The following is a 24,268-nucleotide window of genomic DNA, read 5'->3' as shown; positions in this document are numbered from 1 at the left end:
TTCAGCAGGGCTTGAGGCAGTTGACCATCCACGGCTTGCCGTAGCGATCGACCAGCATGCCGAAGCGGTGTGCCCAGAAGGTCTCCTCGATCGGCATCTGCACCGTGCCGCCCTCGGCCAGCGCGGCGAACACGCGCTCGGCCAGCGCCGGATCGTCCACGGTCACGTTGACGCAGGTCTGGCTGGCGCTGCCGGCGAGCTGACCCGGCGGCGCATCGGCGCCCATCAGGATTGCGCCGCCGGCGTCCAGTTGCATGTGCATCACGCGGTCGTGGTGCCCGGGCGGCATCTGTTCGCACACCGGCGATTCGCCATAGCTCGTTTCGGCAACGATTCGGCCGCCCAGTGCCTGCCGGTAGAACGCGAAGGCCTCGCGGCACTGGCCGTCGAAGGCGAGATAGGGAACCAGTTGCATGGTGACTCTCCTCGGTGATGGGTGCGGTTGCCCGCGGGGTTTTGATCCGGTGCCGGCGCGCTCAGCGCGGATCGGCGATGCGGGCGCGCAGGTGCGCTTCCCGCTCGCGCAGCTCCGGCGCGAGCGCATCGGCGAAGTCGCATTCCTCCAGGATCGGCCGCAGTTCGACTTCCTCGCCGCCGTCGAATGGCGCGCGCTTCAGCCATTCGAGCGCCTCTTCCCACGAGCGCACCTGCCAGAGCCAGAAGCCGGCGATCAGTTCCTGGGTCTCGGCGAACGGGCCGTCGGTGACGGTGCGCCGGCTGCCGTCGAAGCGCACGCGCGCGCCGCGCCGGCTCGGGTGCAGGCCCTCGCCGGCCAGCATGACGCCGGCGTTGGCCAGTTCCTCGTTGTAGCGGCCCATGATTTCCAGGCATTTGCGATCCGGCGGCGCGCCGTTCTCGCTGTCGGCGCTGGCCTTGACGATGACCATGACTTTCACGGCGGTCTCCTTGTGGGTGGAACGGCGCCGGCGGTTTCCGGCCGGCTTTCGATCACCATGACGGGCGGCAGGGACGCGGATCGACAGCTCCGCGGAATTTTTTTGGATAGCCGGATTCCAGCGCTTCCCTTCCCCCGCCGGCGGGGGAAGCTGCCGAAGGCGGATGGGGACGCTGGACGCGCGCGAACGCCCGCATCCGTCTCTTTGCAGCCATCGATTCCCGATTTCCCCGGGAGCGTACACGGCGTGCCGATGCGGCATCATGGACGCCTCCCCCTGCCGACGGTGAGCCGATGTCCTCGCAATACCTGATGCTGATCCATACCGATCCGGAGCTGCTCGCCGCGCTGCCCGCCGACGAATACGACGCGCTGATGCGCGGCTGCATCCGCCACGCCGACGAGTTGCGCGCCCGCGGCATCCTGATCGACTCGCAGCAGCTCGAACCGGCCGCCACCGCCCGCGCGCTGCGCACCCGCGACGGCGTGGCCCGGGTGGTGGACGGGCCGTTCGCCGAGACCAAGGAGATGCTGGCCGGCTACAACCTGATCCGCGCCGCCGACCTGGACGAGGCGGTGGCCATCGCCCGCGCATTCCCGTGGTCGCGCTTCGGCTGCATCGAGGTGCGTGCAGTGCGCGACTTCCAGGCAGAACGGGAACGCGTCGGCGCCTAGAGGCAACCTCAGGGCATCGTCATCCCCGCGCAGGCGGGAATGACGGGCACGATAGAAACTTCCGGGGGATCCCGGCACGCCTGGCGAGGCCGCATGCGGATCGGCGAAGATGGCCTTCCCTCCGCGCTTTGCCGCCCCGATCAGCCGAATGAAGCCTGCCCGTTCGCGTCTCCGCTTTCCGTACCTGCTGGCGCTGTCGTGCCTGTCCCTGCTGTCGGCCTGCGCCGGGCCGCCGCCGCTCGAGGCCAAGGTGCGGGTGATCGACAACGACCCGACGCTGAGCTTCGTCAACCTGGTGTCGGCCGACGGCATGGCGGTCGGTTCGGCGGTCGGGCAGATGGCGCGCAACGGCTGCTGCATCCGCCTGCCGGCGAAGTGGCGCGAAGGCATCACCGTGAACCTGGAGTGGAAGCGCTGCACGCCGGTGCACGATCCGCAGACGCTGGTGATCCGCGACACCACCTGCCAATCGCACCAGCGCGCCGTGCAGGTGCCGCGCTACCCGGCGCTGGACTTCCGCCTCAACATCCACCTGCTGCCCGACGACGACGCGGTCATCATCGCCAGCCACCGCAACCACACCGACCCCGACTACAGCGGCCCGCGCCTGCCGGAGAAGGACTACCTCGCCGAACTGGTCCGCCACGAGCAGCGCCTGCGCGAGCGGCAGGACAGGCAGCGTGCCTGGGAGCATGCGGTGGAACTGAAGCGCGCCGAAGCCTCCGGCCGGCGCGGCGATCGCGCCGACGAATCGCGCCACTGGCAGGCGTACTGACCGCCGCAACGGCGGCGCCCCCCTCGCGGCCGCGCCGGAACGTTCCCGTTCCGCTTCATGGCCGCTCCACCGTCCCCGCGCAGGCGGGGATGGCGTCAGCGCGAGCAGCGCGCCAGTTGCCGGTCCGCGTGCCATAGCGCGCGCCGCGACAGGTCGTAGGCGCTGTCGGCCGCGCGCGGCAGCAGGTGTTCGGCGCGGACCGGATCGGCGCCGTGCGCGTGGGCGTATTCGACCCGCTCCAGTTCCTGCAGGTGCGGCAGCAGCGGCGCCATCAGCGCGCTGCGCTGCGCGCGGCTGCAACCCGCGTGGCGGCGCTCCAGCTCGGCGACCCCGGCACGGATGCGGCGGCTGGCCTCGCCCTCCAGGCCCGGCGCCTTCTCGAAGTTCAGCGGCGCGGCCTTGTAGGCGTCGCCGGTTTGCTCGCGGCCCAGGTCGGCGGCCTGCTCGTGGCGGCCCGGGTTGAAGCGCACCTCCGGCGGCGGCCGCGCCTGCGCCGGCTGCACGTCCCTGCCGAACAGCAACTCGGCGATCTTGCTGTAGACGCGCGCGATCTCCTGCTCGGCCACGTCGGCGGCGTCGCCGTCGCTGATCCAGTCGCGGGCGAAGCGGGTCGGGCGGTAGTCGACCGGGTTGCGCCGCTCAAGCAGGCGTCGCGCCTGCGCATCGTCGCGCGACGCATCCGGCGCGCCGGGCGGCGGCGCGGCCTTGCCGCCGGCCTCGCCCGCGCGCGCCAGCAGATCCGCCGGCAGGCGGATGCCACCCTCGCGCGTGTAGATCACCGCCTCGGTCCGCGGCGCGGGCAAGGCCGGAACGGCGGACCGCACCGGATGGATCGGGGCGCGCGCATCGCCCGGCGTCCGTGCGCCGGGTGGCGCGGGTTCGCGCGTGGACGGCGCGGGCGGCGTGCGCGGCGACTCGACGGCGGCTTCCTCCCGCGCGATGAAGGACAGGCGCATCCTCGCCGTCGCCTCCTGCGGCGCGTACGCGCCGGGGAAGGTGGCCAGCAGTTTTCCTCCCAGGCCCAGGATCGCCGCGGCGACGAGGACGGCAAGCACGCGCGGGAAAACATCGTCACGGAAATCGGCAGGCACGAGGAACCGTCGTCTGGGGAGGAAGCGAAGCGGCATGGCCTGACCGCGCTGGCGGATGACCTCGCGCCTGCGGTCGAGTTCCCGCAGGGCGGCGCGCGTGCGCATGCGCGATCAACTGCCGTTCAGTGCGGCAATGGCGCCGGTGCCTTGTCCACGTCGTCACCGGCGGCGGTGCATCATGCGGCGCGATCCCCCTGCAAGGAGCTTCGATGCGCATCCTCGCCCTGGCCTGCCTGTTGCTGATGCCGTTCGCCGGCGATGCGCGGGCCGGCGACGCCTGTCCCGCGTTGCGCGCGCGCACCGCCGACGCCGAACCCGCCGTGCGCATCGCCGCGCTGGCCTGCAACGAGCACCTGCACTGGTTCCGTCCCTTCATCGATCGCGACGGCCGCCTCGCCAGCCTCACGGTGGCCGAAGCCGAGGCCAGCCTGCTCGACGACGGCCACAGCGCGGCCTGGCAACGCGTGGCCGCGTACTGGGAGGAAAGCGGCCTGCTCGCGCGCATGCAATGGCTTCCCGGCGCGGCCGATTGCCGTCGCGCACTGGCCGACGCGCAGCCTTCGCCCGCCTGCCGCGCGTTCGTGGTCGACACCCCGTGGTCGGCGGCGTTCGTCTCATGGGTGATGGCCCGGGCCAACCTGCCCGGATTTCCTCGCTCGGCCAGCCACGTCGACTACGTGCGGCATGCGCTGCAGAAGCCGGCCAAGAGCGCCTACGACTTCGCCGACCCCGCCACCGCCGTGCCGGCCACCGGCGACCTGCTCTGCTACGTGCGCCAGCCCGAGCGCCGTTTCGGCCACGCCGGGCTGCGCGAAGTGCTCGGCGCGGACGGGCGGGGATTGAACATGCACTGCGAGATCGTGATCGCCGCCAATGCCGGCAGGGACGGCCTGGCCTGGCTGATCGGCGGCAACGTGCAGCAAGCGGTGACCATGCGCCTGCTCAACCTCAACCATGCCGGCCGCCTGTGGGCACTGCCGCAGCGCGGTGGGGCCGATCCGCCGTGCGCGCCGGACCAGGCGGCCGGCTGCAACTTCAACCGCCAGGACTGGGCGGTGCTGCTCAAGCTCAAGCCGACCGAGGCGCTGGCGCGGCTGCCCGGCGCCGAAGTCGTGCCGCCCGCGCCCGCGACGCCTGCCTGCTGCGTGCACTGCGTGCTCGGCAGCGGCGTGCCGCGCTGCCCGCCGGCAGGCGACACGAACCGCTAGCTAGCGCGCCAGGAATTCCAGCAGCGCGCGATTGAACTGTCCGGCATGGCTGGCGTTGCAGCCATGCGGCGCGTCCGCCAGCACCACCAGTTCGCTGCCGGCGATGGCGGCATGGGTGCGCAGACCCGAGCCTTCCAGCGGCACGGTGGCGTCGGCGTCGCCGTGCAGCACCAGCGTGGGGATGTCGATCCTTCCCAGGTCGGCGCGGAAATCGGTGGTGGCGAAGGCCTTCATGCAGCCCAGCGCGGCGGCCTGATCCGACTGCCGGCACAACGCGATGGCTTGCTGGCGCTGTTCCTCGCCGACCTTGAGTTGCCCGTTGGCGCTGAAGAACTCGCGGGTGAAGGCGTCGAAGAAGGCCTCGCGATCCGCCTTCAGGTCGGCCTCCATCTTCCTGGCCTGCTCCGCGGTCAGCGGACCGTCGGGATTGTCGTCGCCCTTGAGCAGGTACGGCGGCACCGCGGCGGCGAACACCACGCTGCGCACGCGCTCCTGGCCGTGGTTGGCGATGTAGCGCGCGACCTCGCCGCCCCCCATCGAGAACCCGACCAGGGTGGCGTCGCGCAGTTCCAGATCCTCGATCACGCCGGCCAGATCGGCGGCCAGGGTGTCGTAGTCGTAGCCGTCGGCCGGCTTGTCGGAACGCCCGAAGCCGCGCCGGTCGTAGGCCACCACGCGATGGCCGGCCGCGCGCAGCGGGTCGATCTGCGCCTGCCAGGATTCGGCGGACAGCGGCCAGCCGTGGATCAGCACGACCGGACGGCCCCCGCCGCCGCTGTCTTCGACATGCAGGCGGACGCGACGGGCTTTGTCGGAAGAGGGGGACATGGTCGACTCCTGCGCAAAGGGGAAGCCAGCATGCTGGCCCGGGCGGCATGCCCGGCGCGTGAAGCGCGCTCAGCGGAGCATGGCGCCCGCGACGAGGAACTTTCCTCAACCCGCGGCGTCGCCCGCCATCGCCCGCGGCCAGTCGGCCAGCACGTGCACGGGGCGCCCGACGCGCCGGCAGGCGCGGACGGACGGGCCATCGTCCAACGCGCGGCGGAACAGCGGCGCCATCGCCCGCATCAGCCGCGCCGAAACCGCGTCGCGGGCGCGCGGGCGGCCGCGGCTTCCCAGCATCCCGGCGGCCCAGTCGGGCAGCAGCGCCGCGCCCGCGCCCAGGAACAGCCCGCGCGACAGCCCGGGCAGCGGCACCGGCAGGCGGATCGCGTCCAGGATCGCCAGCACCTCGCGCGAGCGCGCATCGACGCGCAACTGCGGCCGCACCGCCTGGAAATACGCCTCCACCTGCGCCTGCGAGGCCGGCACGTCGCGCGCGCCCAGCGCCTCGGCCACCCGCCGCGACTCGTCGTAGTAGCGATCCGCGATCGCAGCGGGCACGTCGCGGCAATAGCGCCGGCAGCCCTGCAGGAAGCCGTAGGCCTCGGTGACGTGGACCCAGGTGAGCAGATCCGGATCGCTGGCCGAGTAGCGGCTTCCATCGGCCAGTTCGCCGCTCACGTGCCGGTGGATGCGCCGCACCCGCGCGATCAGCGCCTCGGCCTGCGCGGTCGCCGCGTAGGTGGTGCCGGCGATGAAGTGGGTGGTGCGGCGCAGGCGGCCGACCAGGTCCGCGCGGAAGTTGGAATGGTCGTACACGCCGGCCAGCGCGCGCGGATGCAGGGTCTGCAGCACCAGCGCGCACAGCCCGCCGGACAGCATGCCCGGAAACTCCGCATGCACCCGCCAAGTCACGCTGTCCGGGCCGAACAGCCCGGGGTCGCCCGCCGGGGCGTCGTAGTCGATCCCGCTGTGGCCGCGCGGGAACGCCTCCAGCACCCAGCGCCGGAGCTGGCGGATTGCCGGGGCGGTCAGGGGACTGGCTGTGTGGATCATGGGCGGAAGCGGGAAGCGGGGACCGGCCCCCATGATGCGCGACTGCGGGTAAGCCGCGGGTCGAGGGCGCATGCGTGCCAAGCACGAACCGCGGCGCGTGGCGGATTCCTGCAGCGCCCTTCGCGCGGCCACCACGCCACGGTGTCGCACGCTACCCTGTATGCCCATGCTTCCCGTGCCGGTCCCATGAAAACCTATCTCGTCGGCGGCGCGGTGCGCGACCGCCTGCTCGGCCTGCCGGCCGGCGACCGCGACTGGGTGGTGGTCGGGGCGACGCCGCAGCGGATGCTGGATCTCGGCTACAAACCCGTCGGGCGCGACTTCCCGGTGTTCCTGCACCCGGACACCGGCGAGGAGCACGCGCTGGCGCGCACCGAGCGCAAGAGCGGGCGCGGCCATCGCGGCTTCGTGGTCGATGCCGATCCGTCGGTGACGCTGGAGGACGACCTGCTGCGGCGCGACTTCACCATCAACGCCATCGCCCAGGACCAGGACGGCCGCCTGGTCGATCCGCACGGCGGCGCGCGCGACATCGAGCGGCGCGTGCTGCGCCACGTCGGCCCGGCCTTCGTCGAGGATCCCCTGCGGGTGCTGCGCGCGGCGCGCTTCATGGCGCGGCTGGCGCCGCTGGGTTTCAGCGTCGCCGACGAGACGATGGCGCTGATGCGGCAGATGGCCGACAGCGGCGAGCTGGACGCGCTGGTGCCCGAGCGGGTCTGGCAGGAACTGCGGCGCGCGCTGGCCAGCGCGCGGCCGTCGGCCTTCCTGGACACGCTGCGCCGGTGCGGCGCGCTGCGCGCGGTGCTGCCGGAAGTGGACGCGCTGTACGGCGTGCCGCAGCGCGCCGAGTACCACCCGGAAGTCGATACCGGCATCCACCAGCAGATGGTCAGCGACATGGCCGCGCGGCTGGCGCCGGGCGATGCGGTGATCGGCTTCGCCGCGCTGGCCCACGACCTGGGCAAGGCGCTGACGCCGGAGGAGGAACTGCCCCGCCACGTCATGCACGAGCAGCGCGGCGTCAAGCCGGTGCGGGCGCTGTGCGAGCGGCTCAAGGTGCCGGCCGAGCACCGCGAGCTGGCGGTGATGGCCTGCCGCGAGCACCTCAACGTGCACCGCGTGTTCGAGCTGCGCGACGCCACCGTGCACGAGCTGCTGTCGCGCTGCGACGCGTTCCGCAAGCCGGAGCGCATCGCGCAGCTGGCCACCGTGTGCGAGGCCGACAAGCGCGGCCGCGGCGGCAGCGAGGAGGCCGATTATCCGCAGGGCGCGGAGCTGCAACGGCTGCACCACGCGGCGCTGGCGGTCGGCGCTCGGGACATCGCGTGCGAGGGCCTATCCGGCGCGGCCGTCGGCCAGGCCCTGGCCAGGGCGCGGACAGCGGCCATCGCCGTGGCGCGCAAGCGGCAGGTGTGATCCGGCCTTGCTGGCGGACGCGCGATGCCGGCAAGGGATCGCCCGGAATACCCGAAGGCATCGCGCGCCTGTCCGGATGAATCGTCGCCGGAAACGCATCGATGCCCGATCGCAGGCAGCTGGCCTGCCGACATGCCTCGCGCCCGCCGATGCGGCTGTAGAGCGGAGCTTGCTCCGCTGGCCGTTGCCGGAACAGCGGAGCAAGCTCCGCTCTACAGGCAATGGTTGCCGGCCTACATGCCATCCAACATCGCCGGCGGCAGCATGCCGGGGATGCCCGCTTCCGACACGCGAGAAGGCCGCTCATGCGGACTTGTCGCGCAGAAGCGGAGCGAGCCCCGTGTCGTTGCCTTCAAGGGCTGGAGTGGCTGGATCCCCGCCTACACGGGGTGACGATCCGTTCAGGGATTTTCAAGCATCGACCTGCTCGGCGATGGTCAACCCGGATTCGGCGTGAGCTTCCACAGCCGCGCATCGCTGCCGTCCTCCAGCAGCCACAGCGCGCCGTCCGGTCCCTGCTCGACCTCGCGGATGCGCCGGCCCATCGGGTAGCGCGCGGCCTCGCGCGCGCTGTCGCCGGCGATCTCCACGCGGATCAGCTCCTGCGACGACAATCCGCCGATGAAGGCGTGGCTGTGGAAATAGGGGAACATCTGCCCGCTGTAGATCACCAGCCCGGCCGGCGAGATTACCGGGTTCCAGGACGCCTCCGGCGCGTTGAACTGCGGCCGCGTCGCGTGCCCGGGGATGGCGGTGCCGTCGTAGTGGCGGCCTTCCGACACCCGCGGCCAGCCGTAGTTGCTGCCGCGCTCGATCAGGTTGATCTCGTCGCCGCCGGCCGGCCCCATCTCGTGCGTCCACAGCCGGCCCTGCGCATCGAAGGCGATGCCGAGCAGGTTGCGGTGGCCCAGCGTCCATACCTGCGCGGCCACGTCGCCCTGGCCGGCGAAGGGATTGTCGGCCGGCACGCTGCCGTCGTCGTTCAGCCGCATCAGCTTGCCCAGCGCCGACTGCAGGTCCTGCGCCGGATCCAGCTTCTGGCGGTCGCTGGAGGTGATCCACAGCTTGCCGTCGGCGCCGAAGGCGATGCGGTGGCCGTAATGGCCCTGCCCGGTCACCTTGGGCACCTGCCACCAGATCACCTGCAAATCGGTCAGCCGGCCGCCGTCGCCGCTGAAGGCGATCTTCGCGCGCGCCACCGCCGCGCCGCGGGTGTCGCCGCTGCCGGCCTCGGCGTAGCTCAGGTAGACCCAGCCGTTGCTCGCGTACTGCGGGTGCAGCACGACGTCGCCGAAACCGCCCTGGCCGCCGTAGGCCACCGCCGGCACGCCGGTGATCTCGCCCTTGCGGCCGCTGGCGATGTCGAGCAGCCGCAGCCGGCCGCGCTTTTCGGTCACCAGCAGGCGGCCGTCGGGCAGGAAGGTCATCGCCCACGGCTCGTCGAAGCGCGCGACCTCGGTCCTGGCGAACGGCGGATCGGGAATGCGCAATGCCGGCGACGGGCCGGCCATCACCCGCGCCGGTTCGGCGGGTTCCGCCGATTGCGCCATCGTGGCGGCCTGCGTCGGCTCCTGCGCCGATGCGGCGGACGCCAGCACGATCTGGTGCGGCAGCGCCTCGGCGCGTTGCGTGGCCTCGATCTGCGCGGGCGCCTCGCAGGCCACCAGCATCAGTCCGGCGAGCATCACCAGCGGCTTGGACATGAGGACACCCCAGGTTCGGGAGGAGAGCCGCGTTTGTAGCGCGGCGCAGCGGAAAAAAACGTGACGGCCGGCCCCGGGCCGTTCATACCTTCAGGTAGCAGCGGCGGCGATCCAGCCATCCCACGATCGCCCACCACAGCGCGACGAACGCCAGCGCATAGGCCAGCGAAGGCAGGTACGGCCCGAAGCGCGGCGCCATCCAGCCGGCGAAGGCGGCCTGGTAGAGCGGCTGCGTCCAGCCCAGCCCAGCCAGCGCATAGACCATCACCGCCGAGCCGGCATAGGCGGCGATGGCGTTGACGCCGAAACGCCGGCCCAAGGCCGGCCAGCGGCGGCGGTCGATCAGCGCATGCGCCAGCCACAGCGCCAGCAGCGCCCAGCCGGCCGTCCACAGCACGTAGGACGAGGTCCACAGCGACTTGTTCAGCGGCATCCACAGCGACCACAGCGCGCCGCCGGCCAGCGCCAGCGCCGCGGCCGGCAGCAGCCGCCGCGCCCGGCCCGTGCGCAGCCAGTCGCCGGCGCGCACGCCGATCAGCGTGGTCGCCAGCGCCGGCAGCGTGCCCAGCAACCCTTCCGGATCCTGGCCGCGCCCGGTCGACGGATCGAACTGGTACAGGTGCGGCCCCAGCAATGCGGTATCGAGGCGGCTGGCGAGGTTGTCCCACGGCGCGTAGCCGCCGCCGGTCGCCAGCAGCGCCCCGTAGCCGAGCAGCAACACCGCGATCAACACGGCCTGCGCGCGCGGCCGCGCATGCAGCGCCAGCGCGCCGGCCGCGGCGAAGCACAGGCCGATCCGTTGCAGCACGCCCCAGGGCCGGTAGTGCGCCAGGTCCAGCCACCACCACGCCAGCGCGTGCAGCAGCAGGCCGATGCCGGCGATCTTCGCGCCACGCACCAGTACCGCGCGCAGCAACGCGCCGCGCGCCGCGCCGGCCTCGGCGCGCGGCAGCACCGCCAGCGCGATCGACACGCCGACGATGAACAGGAAGAACGGGAAGATCAGGTCGGTCGGCGTGCAGCCGTGCCACGGCGCATGCAGCAGCGGCGCGTAGACGTGGCCCCAGTCGCCGGGATTGTTGACCAGCAGCATCGCCGCCACGGTGATGCCGCGCAGGGCGTCGACCGAGGCCAGGCGCGCCGGTGGATCGGCGATCGGCCTCATGGCGGGGGCGCGTTCAATGTCCGCATCGCATCCCCCACCGGCATTCGACAATCCCGCGACAAGCCACGAATGTCTGTAGAGCCGAGCTTGCTCGGCTGCGCGTGCCCGGCAGACAAAAGCAGCCGAGCAAGCTCGGCTCCACGGGCCGGATCGCGCCCGGCCGTCTCAATGCCGCTCGCCCTGCCCGCCGATCCAGGTCGCCACGACCCGCAGATCGGCGTCCAGCGCGACCAGGTCGGCCGCATGGCCCGGCGCGATGCGGCCGTGGCGGTGGCCCAGCCCGAGGAAGTCCGCCGGATAGGTCGAGGCCATGCGCGCGGCCTCCTCCAACGGCAGGCCCAGCAGGTTCACCGTGTTGCGCACGGCGGTGGCCATGTCCAGCGCCGAGCCGGCCAGCGCGCCGGCGGCGTTGCGCACCACGCCGTCGACGGCGGTGATGACCTCGCCATACAGCGTGAACGAGGGATCGTCCGAGCCGACCATCGGCATCGCGTCGGTGACCAGCAGCACCTTGCCGCGCGGCTTGGCCGCCAGCGCCACCCGCAGGCTGGCCGGGTGCGCATGCACGCCGTCGACGATCACCCCGCACCAGCTGTGCGGATCCTCCAGCGCCGCGCCGACCACGCCGGGCTCGCGCCCCTGCAGCGGCGTCATCGCGTTGTAGAGGTGGGTAAAGCCGGTGATGCCGGCGTCCAGTCCGGCGCGGGTCTGCTCGTAGCTGCCGGCGGTGTGGCCGGCGCAGACGATCGCGCCATTGGCGACCATCCGCCGGATGGTGTCGGCCGGCACGCATTCGGGCGCCAGCGTGATCAGGGTGACGCCGTTGTCCAGCGCGGTCGCCATCGCGATCTCGGCTGCGTCCGGCACGCGGAACTTGCCGGCGTCGTGGGTACCCTTGCGCGCCGGCGCGATGTACGGGCCTTCCAGGTGGATGCCGAGGACGCCCGGCACGCCCTCGGCGATGGCCCGGCGGACCGCGGCGATGGCTTTCTCCATCACCGCCGCGTCGTCGCTGATCAGCGTGGGCAGCATGCCGGTGGTGCCGTGGCGGCGGTGCCCGCGCATCATCGTGCGCAGCGCGTCCACGTCCGGCGCGTTGTTGAACAGCGCGCCGCCGCCGCCGTTGACCTGCACGTCGATGAAGCCCGGCAGCAGCCAGCCGCCTTCCAGGTCCACCGTTTCGCCGGCGGCCTGCGCGGCGGCAATCAGCGCGGCGATGCGGCCATCCTCGACGCGCACCGCCAGATCGTCGCGGAAGCCGTCGTCGGTCAGGACCTTCGCGTTGACCAGGGTAAAGGCGTTCATACCGTCTCGGTGACCTTGTTGAGGTGCGGCGGCACGTCGGGATTGTGGCCTCGCCGCAGCGCCAGCGCGTTGATCGCGCGGTAGAAGCTCTGGATGGTCAACAGCGGCGCGCAGGCCGGATGCGGCGCGGCCGCCAGCGGCAGCGCCTGCCCGGGACCGGCGCAAGGATCGGCCTGCACCGAGGACACCCACACCTGCGCGCCGCGCGCGCGGAACTCGCCGGCCAGCGCCAGCGTGCCGGCCTCGGTCTCGTCGGGCTGGGCGAAGCACAGCACCGGGAAGCCCGGCCCGACCAGCGCCATCGGCCCGTGCTTGACCTCGGCCGAGCTGTAGGCCTCGGCGTGCAGGCCGCAGGTCTCCTTGAACTTCAGCGCCGCCTCCTGAGCCGCCGCCAGGCCCAGGCCGCGGCCGAGCACGAACAGGTTATGCGCATCGACCAGGCCGTCGACCAGCGGCGACCAGTCGGCGCGCCAGGCCGCGCGCAGTGCGTCCGGCAGCTTGGGCAGCGCCTCCAGCAGCGCCACCGAACCGCTCCAGTGCGCGCCCAGTTGCAGGATCGCGGCCAGCGAGGCGAGGTAGCTCTTGGTCGCCGCGACGCTGCGCTCGGGACCGGCGTGCAGCGGGATGACGGTCTGCGCCAGCCGCGCCAGCGGCGAATCCTCGACGTTGACCAGCGCCACCACCCGCGCGCCGGCCTGCGCGGCGGCCTCGGCATTGCGCAGCAGATCCGGGCTCTTGCCGGACTGCGAGATCACCAGGTACAGCGCGCCCTCCAGTCTCTGCCTGGCCTCGTAGACCGAGCCGACCGATGGCGAGGCCGAGGCGGTGACCACGCCGATCTGGGTCTCGAACAGGTACTTGGCGTAGGTGGCGGCGTGATCGGAGCTGCCGCGCGCGCAGGTGGCGACGAACGGCGGCGGATCGCGGCGCAGGTCGGCGGCCAGCGCGGCGATCGTCGCCTCGTTGCGGGCGAACTGCGCGGCGACCACCTCGGCGGTCTGCTGCGCCTCCTGGAACATCAGCGTCGCTTCGGGCAGGGGCGTTTGCGTATCGGTCATCTCGTCCAGTCAGTCGGTGCGCGGGCGGACCGGCGCGGTGGAGCCGCGCACCACCAGTTGCGGCACGAAGCCCTGGTTGTGCAGCGGCATGGGGTGTTCGTCGTAGGCGTCCTGGCGCAGGCCGGCGATCAGCAGGCGCGCGGCCTGCTTGGCGATGTCCTCGGTGGCCTGCTTGGCGGTGGTCAGCGGCGGCCAGCTCTGCTTGGAGAACGGGCTGTCCTCGAAGCCGGCGATCGACAGGTCGTAGGGCACGTTCATGCCGGCCGACTTGGCCGCCGCCAGCACGCCGGCGGCGATCTCGTCGTTGGAGCCGAAGATCGCCGTCGGCGGCTCGCGCAGCGCCAGCAGCCGGCGCGCGCCGCGGAAGCCGTCGTCGAAGGTGTAGTCGCCCGGCACCACCAGGTGCTTGTCCACGGTGATGCCGTAGTCCTTCAGCGCCTGCTCGTAGCCGGCGTAGCGCTCGGTGCTGGAGCGGTGCGCCAGCCCGCCCCACAGGAAGCCGATACGCTGGTGGCCGAGCTGGATCAGGTGCTCGGTGATCTCGTAGGCGGCGTCGCGATCGTCCACGTAGACGCAGGGCAGGCCGTCGTCCGGATCCTCGGTGGCGGCGATGATGCGCACCAGCCGCACCCCGCGCGCGGCCAGCGCCTCGACCAGTTCCTTGCGCTCGGACATCGGCGCGGTCAGCACCAGCCCGGCCAGCCGCGAGCGCTGCACGAACTCGGCCAGCTCCTCGGCCAGCAGCGGCGAGGTCGAGTCGCAGGGATGGATCTGCAGGCCGAAGCCGGTCTCCTTGCACGCCGCCAGCACGCCGTTCTGCACGCCGATGATGTGGTACGGGTTGGGGTTGTCGTAGACCAGCCCGATCACGAACGGCGTGCCGCTGCGCAGGTTGCGCGCGGACTGGTCCGGCTCGTAGTCCAGCTCGGCGATGGCGTGCAGCACGCGCGCGCGCGTGCCCTGCATCACCGACGGCTCGTTGTTGATGACGCGCGAGACGGTCTTCAGCGACACCTTGGCCCGCTCGGCGACATCCTTGATGGTCGGTCTGCGCATGGGGAACTGGCTCATCGTGGGAAAGCGCCAATGATGCGCGAATCAGCCGCCCTGCGCCTTGCCGGCGCGATGGCCGCGGCTGGCGAAGTACAGGATGTAGAGGTAGGACGGCACCGCCAGCGCGGCGAACACCCACTGGAAGTCGTAGTGCTGCTTCAGCACCGCGAACGCCTGCGGCAGGATCGCGCCGCCGGCGATGCCCATCACCAGCAGCGCCGAGCCGGTCTCGGTGAAGCGGCCCAGCCCCTTGATTGCCAGCGGGAAGATCGCCGGCCACATCATCGCGTTGGCGAAGCCCAGCGCGGCGATGAAGCCGACCGACACGTAGCCGGTGGTCAGCAGCGCGCCGATGGAGAACAGCACGCCCAGCACGGCCGAGACGCTCAGGTAGCGTTCCTGCGAGATGAAGCGCGGGATCAGCGCCAGGCCGGCGAGATAGCCGACCAGCATCGCGGTCAGCGTGTACGAGGTAAACAGCTTGGTCTGGTCCAGCGGCAGGCCGAAGCCGTTGCCGTAGGTGCCGATGGCGTCGCCGGCCAGCACTTCCACGCCGACGTAGAGGAACAGGCACAGCACGCCCAGCCACAGGTGCGGGAAGCGCAGCACGCTGTCGCGCGCGCCCGCGCCGGCGTCGCCGGCGGCCTCGGCATTGGCCTCGGCGGCGCGGATTTCCGGCAGCGGCGAGAACAGGATCGCCACCGCCACCAGCAGCAGCACCCCGGCCATCACCAGGTAGGGCGTGTGGATCTTGGCGGCGAAGGCGTCCAGCAACTGGGCCTTGGTCGCCGCGTCGGCCGCCTCCACCTGCGCCGACAGGTCGCCGATGCCGTGCAGCACCAGCGAACCGAGCACGATCGGCGCCAGGATGCCGGCGACCTTGTTGCAGATGCCCATCAGCGCGATGCGCCGCGCCGCGCTCTCGATCGGACCGAGGATGCTGATGTAGGGATTGACCGCGGTCTGCAGCAGCGCCATGCCGCCGCCGATCACGAACAGGCCGGTCAGCGCGCCGGCGTACCAGCGCTGGGTGGACAGCTCGCCGAACAGCGCCGCGCCCGCGGCCATCACCGCCAGGCTCAGCGCCAGGCCCTTCTTCATGCCGGTGCGCTTGTGCACCCACGCAGCCGGCAGCGCGAAGAAGAAATAGGAAAGGTAGAAGACGAACACCACCAGGAACGCCTGCACCTCGTCCAGATCGAAGGCGAGCTTGACGAAGGTGATCAGCGGCCCGTTGATCCAGGTGAAGAAACCCAGGATGAAGAACAGCAGCCCGATGATGGCGATGGAACTGGCATAACGCGTGGCCGGTACGGCGGTCATGTCGATGGATTCCCCCAGGTTGGTGTGTCCGGAGACTTTCCGCAGGCGGTGCCGCCCTGCTTCGGTCTGGCCGATTACAACGTTGTCACAAAATTTCTTTTCAGACTACAGGCGGGATTCCACGGGTACGACCCGCCTTGTTTACCGGACTTCCTGTCCAAGGCCCGCTTATCCTGCCCAGACGGGGCCGGCCGAAGCTTGGCAGGCCTGAAAATCCTTTACTCCGAAAATCTCCCTGAAACACCGGCCCGGCCTCCGTTTCCGGGCTGGTGGACGACTTCATGACAGGGCATTGACATCGTTGTCAAGACGCCAACACACTCCAGCCCCACCAGAGGGAGCGGCAGCGGGCCGGCCCGGAGCGGGACATGCAGGGGAACGTGTGGTCGCAATCGCCAACACCATGCCGGCGCCTGCCGTGACGGGAACCGGCCAGGCCTTCATCGCCGCCGACGTCGGCGGCACCCATGTGCGGGTGGGCCTGCTGCATGCCGGCGCCGCGCAACCGCCGAAGGTGGAGCACTACCGCAAGTACGCCTGCGCCCGCTACGCCGGCCTGGCCGACATCCTGCAGGACTTCCTGTCCGGCCTGCCGGGCCTGGACGTGCGCCACGGCGTCATCGCCAGCGCCGGCTACCCGCTGGCCGACGGCACCGTCATCACCGCCAACCTGCCCTGGCGGCTGTCGCCGCACGAGATCCGCCAACGCCTGGGCTTCGACGACCTGCGCCTGGTCAACGACTTCGAGGCCGTGGCCCATGCCGCCGCCCACGTCGACGCCAGCCAGGTCCTGCAGATCATCGGCCCCGAGCAGGCCCCACCCGGGCCGATCCTGATCCTCGGCCCCGGCACCGGGCTGGGCGCGGCGGTGTGGATCCCCGCGCCCGGGCGCGCGGTGGTGCTGCCGACCGAGGCCGGCCAGGCCGCGCTGACCGCCGGCAACGCGCTGGAGATGCAGCTGCTGGCGTACATGCTGCAATCGCGCCCGCACGTGGCGATCGAGCACGCGCTGTCCGGCCCCGGGCTGATGAACCTCTACCAGGCCCTGTGTGCGCTGCGGCGCAGCCGGCCCGTCCTGGCCACACCCGGCGACATCACCGCCGCCGCGCTGGCCGGCGACGACCCGCTCGCGCGCGAGTGCCTGGAGGTCTTCTGCGGCCTGCTCGGCAGCACCGTCGGCGACCTGGCCCTGGTCTACGGCGTGCAGGGCGGCATCTACCTGGCCGGCGGCATCCTGCCGCAGATACGCCAGTTCCTCATCTCCAGCAGCTTCGTGCAGCGCTTCCTCAACAAGGGGCCCATGCGCGAGGCGCTGCAACGCATTCCCGTGAAGCTGGTCGAGCACGGGCAACTCGGCGTCATCGGCGCCGCCAGCTGGTACCTCGACCAGTCGCGGGAGGAGTGAAACAGGCGCCGGGACAAGGCGCAGGCAACACGGTCCGGCCAGTCCACCGGCGGGGCCAGGCAGCAAAGGCAGGTCAATCAGGTAAAGGCACGGTCGCGGGTGCGTCTGCTCCCCGAACCGCAACTCAATAGTGATGGGAGAGACATCATGAATTACCGCAAGTCCGTTCTATCCGCCGCCATCGTCACGTGCCTGGGCTTCACCGCGCACGCGCAGGCGCAGGACGCCCCGCCGGCGCAGGAGGCCACCGAGCTCGATACGGTGATCGTCACCGGCATCCGCGGCAGCATGGAGAAGTCGCTGGACACCAAGCGCGAAGCCAATTCCCGCGTCGAGGTCGTCACCGCCGAGGACGTCGGCAAGCTGCCGGCCCACAACGTGGCCGACACCCTGCAACGCCTGCCCGGCGTCAACATCAGTTCGTCCTCCGCCGACGAAGGCGGCTTCGACGAGGCCGATCGCGTCAGCCTGCGCGGCACCAGCCCCAGCCTGACCCAGACCCTGATCAACGGCCACACGGTCGGTTCGGCGGACTGGTTCGTGCTCAGCCAGGGCAACAACGTCGGCCGCAGCGTCAGCTACACCCTGCTGCCGTCCGAGCTGGTCAGCTCGGTGGAAGTGCACAAGTCCTCGCAGGCCAAACTGCCGGACGGCGGCACCACCGGCAGCGTCAACATCATCACCCGCAAGCCGCTGCAGTTCCCGGACAAGATCACCCTCGAAGGCTCGATCGGCGTGGTCAACGCCGAGCAGGCCGACTCGACCGATCCGCAGCTGGCAGGCTTGTTCAACTACAGGAACGACGACGGCACCTTCGGCGTGATGGTGCAGGCGTTCAGCCAGAAGCGCGAGCTGCGCCGCGAGGCGCAGGAGATCCCGGGCGGCTTCTTCCAGATTGGCGCCACCGATGCGGCCGCGACCACCAATCCGGCCCTGGTCGGCGTCTGGGCGCCGGGCCTGCTCGGTTCGACCCTGTTCGAACAGACCCGCGAGCGCAAGGGCGGCCTGATCGACGTGCAGTTCAAGCCCAACGACAGCCTGACCCTGGGCCTGAGCAGCTTCCGCTCGGACATGGACGCCAACAACTACAACCGCAACTTCATGCTGTGGGGCGGCAACTTCGCCCGTGCGCAGGCACCCGACGCCGGCTACGTGGTCAAGGACGGCGTGCTGACCCAGGCCACCTACACGGGCGTGGCCGGCAGGGATTACGCCGTCTACGACATGATCTACCGCGAAGCCACGGCCAAGAGCAGCTACACCACCTTCGACGCCGACTGGCAGATCAACGACAACCTGACCTCCCGATTCCAGGTCGGCACCACCAGCGGAGAAGGCTCGACCCCGCGCCAGTTCATCGCCGAGGTGACCGTCGGCAGCGGCGGCGGCGCCAGTTGGACCAGCCACGGCAACAGCGCACCGCTGGACTGGAGCGTGGGCGGCGACATCAGCCCGGCCGGTGTCACCAGCTTCGGCACCTGGGGCAACCAGCAGGTGACCGCCAAGGACGACGAGGACTGGTTCACCGCTGACTTCACCCAGTACTTCAACAGCGGCGTGCTGTCCTCGATCGACTTCGGCGCCCGCTACGCCGACCACACCCGTGAGGCCCAATCGCCGGAAGGCGCCAGCCCGGGCAACATCTGGGCCGCGCTGCAGAACGGCGCCACCGCCTCGTACCCGAGTGGCTTCGCCGGCAACATCGGCGGCAACTTCCCGCGCAACCTGTGGTACTTCACCCCGGCCGCGCTGAAGGACGCAATCATCAACAACTCGACCTGGCTGTCCGACAATGACGGCCCGACCGGCCGCCACAACTACGGCGGCGAGTGGAAGGTCGAGGAGAAGAACTTCGCCGCCTACGTCCAGGCCAACTTCACCGGCGAGAGCTGGAGCGGCAACGTCGGCCTGCGCTACGTGGATATCGACCAGGACATCAACTCGTACCAGGCGGTCTCCGACCCGGCCAATGCCGACGTGTCGAGCCTGTTCGGCCAGTGGATCCGCGTCTTCACCAACAACCAGCACAGCCGCGTGCTGCCCAGCGCGAACCTCAAGTTCAACCTGTCCGACGACCTGGTGTTCCGCTTCGCCGCTTCCCAGACCCAGACCCTGCCGGACTTCTCCGCGCTGGGCGCCTCGTCCTGGGGTTCGGATCTGAACAGGACCGGCGGCGGCGGCAACCCGAACCTCAATCCGGTGGTCTCGACCAACTTCGACGCCAACCTCGAGTGGTACTTCGTGCCGCGCGGCCTGCTGTCCATCGGCGCCTACTCGATGAACCTGAAGGATTACGTCGCCTTCGGCACCCAGAGGCAGATGCTGTTCAGCGAGCTGACCAACCAGCTCGAGGAATACCTGGTGTCGGTGCCGATCAACTCCAACGGCAAGGTCACCGGCGTGGAACTGGTCTACGAGCAGCCGATCGGCGAGAACTTCGGCATCAACGCCAACTACACCTATGCCGACGGCAGCACCGCCCACACCTGGGCCAACGGCAGCAACGACCTGCTCGGCACCTCGAAGAACACCTACAACGTGGGCGCCTACTTCGAGAACGAGAGCTTCGGCGCACGGGTCAGCTATACCCACCGTTCGTCCTTCCTGATCGGCCTGTCCGGCGCCAATCCGTACTACCAGGACGACTTCGGCACCTTGTCGGCGGCGCTCAGCTACAAGGTCAACGACCACCTGAGCTTCACCCTGGACGCGCTGAACCTCAACGACCCGAGCATCACCTACTACCAGAGCGCAACCATCCCGACCGCGTTCTACAGCAACGGCCGCCAGTACTACTTCAATGTCCGCCTGAAGTTCTGAGCGGCAAGTTTCCGTGTTCTCCCTTCGGGTCCGGACCTCATGGTCCGGACCCGTCTTTTTTGGACCGCCGGCCACTGATCCGCTACGCCCGCCGGCCGTCGAAGTACCTGTTCCGGCAAGAAACATCCGGCCAATGGCCCAGTCCACGCAGTAGGGTGGCTGGCGCGGTCGTTTCTCCACAACAGGATGAAAATAATCCACACCCACGCAGACGCGATGGAAGCTTCAGGCTTCAATTTTTTCCTGAAACCCTCTTCCGAGACGAAGCCCCTACGAAATAACCCAATAAAAACATAGGGTTTTGACTTTTAGGACTTGAAGAGGTCTATGAAAATAATTTCCTAACCCGCTTGACATCGTTGTCACACCTCTACCACACTCGCCTGCAGCCGCGCCGAACAGGCGCATCCGCCAGCGGGACTCATGTGGGGAGACGTGTGGTCGCCATAGCCAACGCGATGCCGGGGGGCCTGGAAGCACCGGATTCCACCTTCATCGCCGCCGACGTCGGCGGCACCCACGTGCGCGTGGGGCTGCTGCGCGCGGCGCAGCCGTCGCTGCAGGTGGAGCACTACCGCAAGTACGCCTGCGCCGAGTTCGCCGGGCTGGCCGACATCCTCGAGGATTTCCTGCGCCAGCTGCCGGCCGGGCCGGCGCCCCGCCACGGCGTCATCGCCAGCGCCGGCTACGCGCTGGACGACGGCAGCGTCATCACCGCCAACCTGCCCTGGCCGCTTTCGCCGGCGCGGATCCGCGAGCGGCTCGGCTTCGATGATTTCCGGCTGGTCAACGACTTCCAGGCCGTGGCCCACGCCGCCGCCCACATCGACGCCAGCCAAGTGGTGCAGCTCACCGGCCCCGCGCGCGCGCCGGCCGGCCCGATCCTGATCCTGGGGCCGGGCACCGGCCTGGGCGCGGCCCTGTGGGTGCCCGACGCGGCCCGCCCGATGGTCCTGCCCACCGAGGCGGGACAGGCGGCGCTGGCCGCGGGCACGCCGCTGGAAATGCAGTTGCTGGCGCAGATGATGCGCGGCCGCCCGCACGTTTCCCTCGAACACGCGCTGTCGGGGCCGGGCCTGCTCAACCTCTACCAGGCCCTGTGCGCCGTGCGCGGCGCGCCGTGCCGGCTGGACGCGCCCGGCGCCATCACCGCCGCCGCGCTGGCCGGCGACGACCCGCTCGCGCGCGAGTGCCTGGAGGTCTTCTGCGGCCTGCTCGGCTCGGCGGTCGGCGACATGGCCCTGCTCTACGGCGTGCAGGGCGGCGTCTACCTGGCCGGCGGCTTCCTGCCGCAGATACGCCAGTTCCTCATCTCCAGCAGCTTCGTGCAGCGCTTCCTCAACAAGGGGCCCATGCGCGAGGCGCTGCAACGCATTCCCGTGAAGCTAGTCGAGCACGGGCAACTCGGCGTCATCGGCGCCGCCAGCTGGTACCTCGACCAACGGCAAGGGCAATGAGACAGCGCCGGGATCAGGCGCAAGGGGTGTGGCGGGACCGCCGGCGCGGGACCGCCGTTGGCAAAGGCACGGTCGCGGGTGCGCTGCTCCCGAACCGACAATCCATCAAGTGAGGGGAGAGACATCATGACGTACCGCAAGTCCGTTCTATCCGCCGCCATCGTGACCTGCCTGGGGTTCGCGGCCCAGGCCCAGGCCCAGCAGGACGCGGCGCAGGATCAGCCCGCGCAGGAAGCCTCCGAACTCGATCGCGTGGTCGTGGTCGGCATCCGCGCCAGCCTGCAGCAGGCGCTGGAGAGCAAGCGCAACTCCGACGCCATCGTCGACGTCATCACCGCCGAGGACGTCGGCAAGTTCCCGGCCACCAACGTCGCCGAGGCGATCACCGTGATCCCCGGCGTGACCATCGACAAGGCCTTTGGCCAGGGCGAGAAGGTCTCCATCCTCGGCACCGACCCGGCGCTCAACCGCACCGTGCTCAACGGCCAGACCGTGGCCTCCGCCGACTGGTTCATCACCGACCAGCCCGGCCGTACCTTCAACTATTCGCTGCTGGCTCCGCAGATCGTCAGCAAGATCGAGGTCTACAAGTCGCCCGAGGCCCATATCGACGAGGGTTCGATCGGCGGCACCGTGATGATCTCCACCCGCAAGCCGCTGGACCTGGACGGCACCACCATTTCCGGTTCGGTCAGCTACCTGCACAACGATCGCATCAAGGACGGCGAGCCGACCCTCTCGGCCATGATCGGCTGGAAGAACAAGGCCGACAACTTCGGCCTGATCGTCTCGGCGCAGCGCTCGGAGGAAAGCATCCGCCGCGACGGCGTCGAGTCCTACGGCACGGTCACCGGCAACGCCTACATCACCGGCAATGGCGCACCCAACTCGGTCACCTCCACCACCACCGACTGGTCCACCGATCCGCCGACCACGATGCCGCCGAGCTGCGTCGGCGCCTGCGCGACCACGCTGCTAGCCAACCCCAACGCCGTCGCCCCCAATTCGGTCAGCGCGCACTACTTCCAGCAGACCCGCGAGCGCGACACCCTGTCGCTGGCGCTGCAGTTCAGGCCGCACGACAAGCTGGACATCGAGTTCAACGCGCTGGACGTGAAAGCCAGCTTCGACAACATGTCGCAGTCGATGTTCGCCTTCAACGGCAACACCTGGAACGCGCTGGGCGGCCTGACCGATCTGACCGTCGATGGCGGCGTGATCACCCAGGCCTCGTTCCGCAACGCGCTGACCACCTTCGACCTGATCAACCGCCAGGCCACGGTGGATACCGAGTCCTACGACCTGAAGGCCAAGTGGAACGACGAGCGCTGGTTCGCCTCGGGCCATGTCGGCAGCTCCAAGGCCGGTGGCGGCACCGGGCGCCAGGTCTACGGCTCGTTCCTCAACAAGGCCAGCTACAGCTACGACATCAGCGGCTCCATCCCCAGGCTGACCTTCTCCGGATACCAGGACGCTCCCTTCGCCGATGTCGCCTACCACATGACGCCTTCGCACACCGGCAGCCCGTTCACCGATCCGTCGGCCTATCGCATGGACGGCGGCGGCCCGGCCGGCGGCTGGCACACCAACCCGCCCAGCGCGGAAAACTGGGGCGCGGGCTGGGGCGGCAACATCCAGACCAAGCCCACCCGCGACGAGGAGAAGTACGCGCAGGCCGACTTCGGCATCAAGCTGGATTCGCCGGTCTACCAGATCCGCTTCGGCGTCAAGCGCCGCGAACACGAGACCGGGCAGACCTACGCGGGCATCTCGCTGGCCTCGATCAAGGGCTATGGCGACGCCACCGCCGACATGTTCAATCCGCGCGCCCTGCCGGGCAACTACCTCAGCGGCTTCGGCGACGTGGGCGATCTGAAGAACCGCTTCACCATCGACGGCTGGGCGCTGTACGACTACATCCTCAGCGGCGACTGGCTGGCCCCGTGGCAGACCATGCCGACGCCGAGCATCTTCAACGACGCCGTCTACGCCTCCAATACCTGGACCGTCACCGAGGACGTGACCGCCGCCTACGCCCAGGCCGACTACAGCTGGGATCGCCTGCGCGGCAACGTCGGCGTGCGCCTGGTGCGCACCGAATCCGACAGCGTCGGCTGGGCCTGCAGCATCAACGCCAGCCAGTGCCCCGCCAACGCCTACGAGCAGGTCAGCGTCAAGAAGCAGTACAACAACGTCCTTCCCAACCTGAACGTCGTGTACGACCTGACCGACAGCGTGGTGCTGCGCGGTTCGGCCGCGAAGGTCATCGCCCGCCCGAATTACGGCGACATGTCCAGCTACCTGTGGCTGGGCGACCAGACCCTGACCGGCGGCGGCGGCAATCCGGATCTGAATCCGTACGAGTCCACCAACTTCGACTTCTCCGCGGAATGGTATTTCAACGAGAACTCGATCCTGGCCGGCACCCTGTTCTACAAGGACGTGGACAACTACATCCTGGTCACCACGCGCAAGGAAACGCATTTCAACCAGGGCCAGAACCGCGACACCGAGTACGACATGGCACGCCCGAACAACGCCGGCAGCGCCAAGGCGAAGGGATTCTCGGCGGCCTACCAGACCCATTTCGGCAATGGCCTGGGCCTGCTGGCCAACTACACCTATTCCGATGCCAAGGCCTTCAACGGCAACCACCTGCCGTTCAACTCCAAGGGCCAGGTCAACGTCAGCCCGTTCTTCGAGAACGACCGCTGGAGCGCGCGCGTGACCTACTCCTGGCGCTCGAAGTACTACACCCAGGTGGATCGCGGCAATTACCTGGTCACCGACGACTACGACTCGCTCGACGCCAGCCTCAGCTTCAAGATCAACGATCGCTTCAACATCGGCATCGACGGCATGAACCTGCTGGACAGCGAGTACCGTTCCTACGCCGAGGTCCCGGGCGTGGCGAACACCGAAAAGCTGGTCCGTGGCGCCTACCGTACCGGACGCCGCATCATGGCCTCGCTGCGCTTCCAGTTCTGATGGGCAGGAACCCCGTGTCGTGATGTTCCCTGGCGGGCCTGGACTTGTCCTGG

19 protein-coding genes are annotated in these 24,268 nt (G+C 70.0%); 8 read left to right on the top strand and 11 right to left on the bottom strand.

Going from position 1 to position 24,268, the window contains the following annotated elements:
* Nucleotide 1: 1 nt before the first annotated feature.
* Entirely contained in the window at nucleotides 2–415 is a 414-nt protein-coding gene (locus tag AAG688_RS01855; protein WP_411833672.1) for a VOC family protein, read from the bottom strand.
* Nucleotides 416–476: 61 nt separating this feature from the next.
* A complete protein-coding gene (locus AAG688_RS01850; RefSeq protein ID WP_411833671.1) occupies nucleotides 477–896 on the bottom strand; it encodes a YciI family protein in 420 nt (139 codons plus the stop codon).
* Nucleotides 897–1,189: 293 nt separating this feature from the next.
* On the opposite strand from AAG688_RS01850, the gene AAG688_RS01845 reads away from it, so the two are divergent.
* Both AAG688_RS01845 and AAG688_RS01840 read left to right on the top strand, forming a co-directional pair.
* Nucleotides 1,190–1,570, top strand: a complete 381-nt coding sequence (locus AAG688_RS01845) for a YciI family protein (RefSeq protein WP_411833670.1) — start codon at nucleotides 1,190–1,192, stop codon at nucleotides 1,568–1,570.
* A gap of 148 nt (nucleotides 1,571–1,718) precedes the next feature.
* On the top strand, nucleotides 1,719–2,345 hold the full coding sequence (locus AAG688_RS01840) for a DUF3304 domain-containing protein (protein WP_411833669.1): 627 nt from the start codon (nucleotides 1,719–1,721) through the stop codon (nucleotides 2,343–2,345).
* 95 nt (nucleotides 2,346–2,440) lie between these two features.
* On the opposite strand, the gene AAG688_RS01835 is transcribed toward AAG688_RS01840, so the two are convergent.
* The gene (locus AAG688_RS01835; RefSeq protein ID WP_411833668.1) at nucleotides 2,441–3,541 is read right to left on the bottom strand and encodes a hypothetical protein; all 1,101 of its coding nucleotides are present in this window, start codon (nucleotides 3,539–3,541) and stop codon (nucleotides 2,441–2,443) included.
* 104 nt (nucleotides 3,542–3,645) lie between these two features.
* Between AAG688_RS01835 and AAG688_RS01830 the strand changes: the two genes are divergently transcribed.
* Nucleotides 3,646–4,644: a DUF2272 domain-containing protein gene (locus tag AAG688_RS01830; RefSeq protein WP_411833667.1), complete on the top strand. Its 999-nt coding sequence runs from the start codon at nucleotides 3,646–3,648 to the stop codon at nucleotides 4,642–4,644.
* Here AAG688_RS01830 and AAG688_RS01825 read toward each other — a convergent pair whose 3' ends face one another.
* Together AAG688_RS01825 and AAG688_RS01820 are read right to left on the bottom strand one after the other, a co-directional pair.
* Entirely contained in the window at nucleotides 4,645–5,472 is an 828-nt protein-coding gene (locus AAG688_RS01825; protein ID WP_411833666.1) for an alpha/beta fold hydrolase, read from the bottom strand.
* Between the two features lie 105 nt (nucleotides 5,473–5,577).
* Complete coding sequence (locus AAG688_RS01820; RefSeq protein WP_411833665.1) at nucleotides 5,578–6,522, bottom strand: oxygenase MpaB family protein; 945 nt, start codon at nucleotides 6,520–6,522, stop codon at nucleotides 5,578–5,580.
* 186 nt (nucleotides 6,523–6,708) lie between these two features.
* On the opposite strand from AAG688_RS01820, the gene AAG688_RS01815 reads away from it, so the two are divergent.
* Complete coding sequence (locus AAG688_RS01815; RefSeq protein WP_411833664.1) at nucleotides 6,709–7,938, top strand: multifunctional CCA addition/repair protein; 1,230 nt, start codon at nucleotides 6,709–6,711, stop codon at nucleotides 7,936–7,938.
* Between the two features lie 437 nt (nucleotides 7,939–8,375).
* Here the strand turns inward: AAG688_RS01815 and AAG688_RS01810 are convergent, their stop codons facing one another.
* The 6 genes from AAG688_RS01810 to AAG688_RS01785 form a co-directional block, all read right to left on the bottom strand.
* On the bottom strand, nucleotides 8,376–9,449 hold the full coding sequence (locus tag AAG688_RS01810; protein WP_411834911.1) for a PQQ-dependent sugar dehydrogenase: 1,074 nt from the start codon (nucleotides 9,447–9,449) through the stop codon (nucleotides 8,376–8,378).
* Nucleotides 9,450–9,723: 274 nt separating this feature from the next.
* On the bottom strand, nucleotides 9,724–10,806 hold the full coding sequence (locus tag AAG688_RS01805) for an acyltransferase family protein (RefSeq protein ID WP_411833663.1): 1,083 nt from the start codon (nucleotides 10,804–10,806) through the stop codon (nucleotides 9,724–9,726).
* A gap of 165 nt (nucleotides 10,807–10,971) precedes the next feature.
* On the bottom strand, nucleotides 10,972–12,111 hold the full coding sequence (gene nagA / locus AAG688_RS01800) for an N-acetylglucosamine-6-phosphate deacetylase (protein ID WP_411833662.1): 1,140 nt from the start codon (nucleotides 12,109–12,111) through the stop codon (nucleotides 10,972–10,974).
* Complete coding sequence (locus tag AAG688_RS01795) at nucleotides 12,108–13,169, bottom strand: SIS domain-containing protein (protein WP_411833661.1); 1,062 nt, start codon at nucleotides 13,167–13,169, stop codon at nucleotides 12,108–12,110. Before AAG688_RS01795 ends, nagA begins: the two co-directional genes overlap by 4 nt.
* 9 nt (nucleotides 13,170–13,178) lie before the next feature.
* Complete coding sequence (locus AAG688_RS01790) at nucleotides 13,179–14,225, bottom strand: LacI family DNA-binding transcriptional regulator (RefSeq protein ID WP_411834910.1); 1,047 nt, start codon at nucleotides 14,223–14,225, stop codon at nucleotides 13,179–13,181.
* 42 nt (nucleotides 14,226–14,267) lie between these two features.
* Nucleotides 14,268–15,545: a sugar MFS transporter gene (locus tag AAG688_RS01785; RefSeq protein WP_411833660.1), complete on the bottom strand. Its 1,278-nt coding sequence runs from the start codon at nucleotides 15,543–15,545 to the stop codon at nucleotides 14,268–14,270.
* Between the two features lie 403 nt (nucleotides 15,546–15,948).
* On the opposite strand from AAG688_RS01785, the gene glk reads away from it, so the two are divergent.
* The 4 genes from glk to AAG688_RS01765 all read left to right on the top strand — a co-directional run bounded on the left by glk (nucleotide 15,949) and on the right by AAG688_RS01765 (nucleotide 24,215).
* The gene (glk, locus tag AAG688_RS01780) at nucleotides 15,949–16,950 is read left to right on the top strand and encodes a glucokinase (RefSeq protein ID WP_411833659.1); all 1,002 of its coding nucleotides are present in this window, start codon (nucleotides 15,949–15,951) and stop codon (nucleotides 16,948–16,950) included.
* Nucleotides 16,951–17,097: 147 nt separating this feature from the next.
* Entirely contained in the window at nucleotides 17,098–19,770 is a 2,673-nt protein-coding gene (locus tag AAG688_RS01775; RefSeq protein ID WP_411833658.1) for a TonB-dependent receptor, read from the top strand.
* Nucleotides 19,771–20,228: 458 nt separating this feature from the next.
* Nucleotides 20,229–21,227: a glucokinase family protein gene (locus AAG688_RS01770; RefSeq protein WP_411834909.1), complete on the top strand. Its 999-nt coding sequence runs from the start codon at nucleotides 20,229–20,231 to the stop codon at nucleotides 21,225–21,227.
* Nucleotides 21,228–21,353: 126 nt separating this feature from the next.
* The gene (locus AAG688_RS01765; protein ID WP_411833657.1) at nucleotides 21,354–24,215 is read left to right on the top strand and encodes a TonB-dependent receptor; all 2,862 of its coding nucleotides are present in this window, start codon (nucleotides 21,354–21,356) and stop codon (nucleotides 24,213–24,215) included.
* Nucleotides 24,216–24,268 lie beyond the last annotated feature (53 nt).

It is taken from the genome of Pseudoxanthomonas mexicana (genome assembly GCF_046736355.1).
Taxonomy (GTDB): domain Bacteria; phylum Pseudomonadota; class Gammaproteobacteria; order Xanthomonadales; family Xanthomonadaceae; genus Pseudoxanthomonas_A; species Pseudoxanthomonas_A mexicana_B.
Note: the sequence above shows the minus strand (reverse complement) of the source record. Positions and strands in the feature narration are given on the sequence as shown.

What these genes read in the sequence shown, in the direction of transcription:
- AAG688_RS01835 (WP_411833668.1), bottom strand. Translation starts at nt 3,541, where the DNA reads ATGCGCACGCGCGCCGCCCTGCGGGAACTCGACCGCAGGCGCGAGGTC.
- AAG688_RS01840 (WP_411833669.1), top strand. Translation starts at nt 1,719, where the DNA reads ATGAAGCCTGCCCGTTCGCGTCTCCGCTTTCCGTACCTGCTGGCGCTG.
- AAG688_RS01790 (WP_411834910.1), bottom strand. Translation starts at nt 14,225, where the DNA reads ATGCGCAGACCGACCATCAAGGATGTCGCCGAGCGGGCCAAGGTGTCG.
- glk (WP_411833659.1), top strand. Translation starts at nt 15,949, where the DNA reads ATGCCGGCGCCTGCCGTGACGGGAACCGGCCAGGCCTTCATCGCCGCC.
- AAG688_RS01765 (WP_411833657.1), top strand. Translation starts at nt 21,354, where the DNA reads ATGACGTACCGCAAGTCCGTTCTATCCGCCGCCATCGTGACCTGCCTG.
- AAG688_RS01805 (WP_411833663.1), bottom strand. Translation starts at nt 10,806, where the DNA reads ATGAGGCCGATCGCCGATCCACCGGCGCGCCTGGCCTCGGTCGACGCC.
- AAG688_RS01855 (WP_411833672.1), bottom strand. Translation starts at nt 415, where the DNA reads ATGCAACTGGTTCCCTATCTCGCCTTCGACGGCCAGTGCCGCGAGGCC.
- AAG688_RS01845 (WP_411833670.1), top strand. Translation starts at nt 1,190, where the DNA reads ATGTCCTCGCAATACCTGATGCTGATCCATACCGATCCGGAGCTGCTC.
- AAG688_RS01820 (WP_411833665.1), bottom strand. Translation starts at nt 6,522, where the DNA reads ATGATCCACACAGCCAGTCCCCTGACCGCCCCGGCAATCCGCCAGCTC.
- AAG688_RS01815 (WP_411833664.1), top strand. Translation starts at nt 6,709, where the DNA reads ATGAAAACCTATCTCGTCGGCGGCGCGGTGCGCGACCGCCTGCTCGGC.
- AAG688_RS01770 (WP_411834909.1), top strand. Translation starts at nt 20,229, where the DNA reads ATGCCGGGGGGCCTGGAAGCACCGGATTCCACCTTCATCGCCGCCGAC.
- AAG688_RS01830 (WP_411833667.1), top strand. Translation starts at nt 3,646, where the DNA reads ATGCGCATCCTCGCCCTGGCCTGCCTGTTGCTGATGCCGTTCGCCGGC.
- AAG688_RS01775 (WP_411833658.1), top strand. Translation starts at nt 17,098, where the DNA reads ATGAATTACCGCAAGTCCGTTCTATCCGCCGCCATCGTCACGTGCCTG.
- AAG688_RS01795 (WP_411833661.1), bottom strand. Translation starts at nt 13,169, where the DNA reads ATGACCGATACGCAAACGCCCCTGCCCGAAGCGACGCTGATGTTCCAG.
- AAG688_RS01825 (WP_411833666.1), bottom strand. Translation starts at nt 5,472, where the DNA reads ATGTCCCCCTCTTCCGACAAAGCCCGTCGCGTCCGCCTGCATGTCGAA.
- nagA (WP_411833662.1), bottom strand. Translation starts at nt 12,111, where the DNA reads ATGAACGCCTTTACCCTGGTCAACGCGAAGGTCCTGACCGACGACGGC.
- AAG688_RS01810 (WP_411834911.1), bottom strand. Translation starts at nt 9,449, where the DNA reads ATGGCCGGCCCGTCGCCGGCATTGCGCATTCCCGATCCGCCGTTCGCC.
- AAG688_RS01785 (WP_411833660.1), bottom strand. Translation starts at nt 15,545, where the DNA reads ATGACCGCCGTACCGGCCACGCGTTATGCCAGTTCCATCGCCATCATC.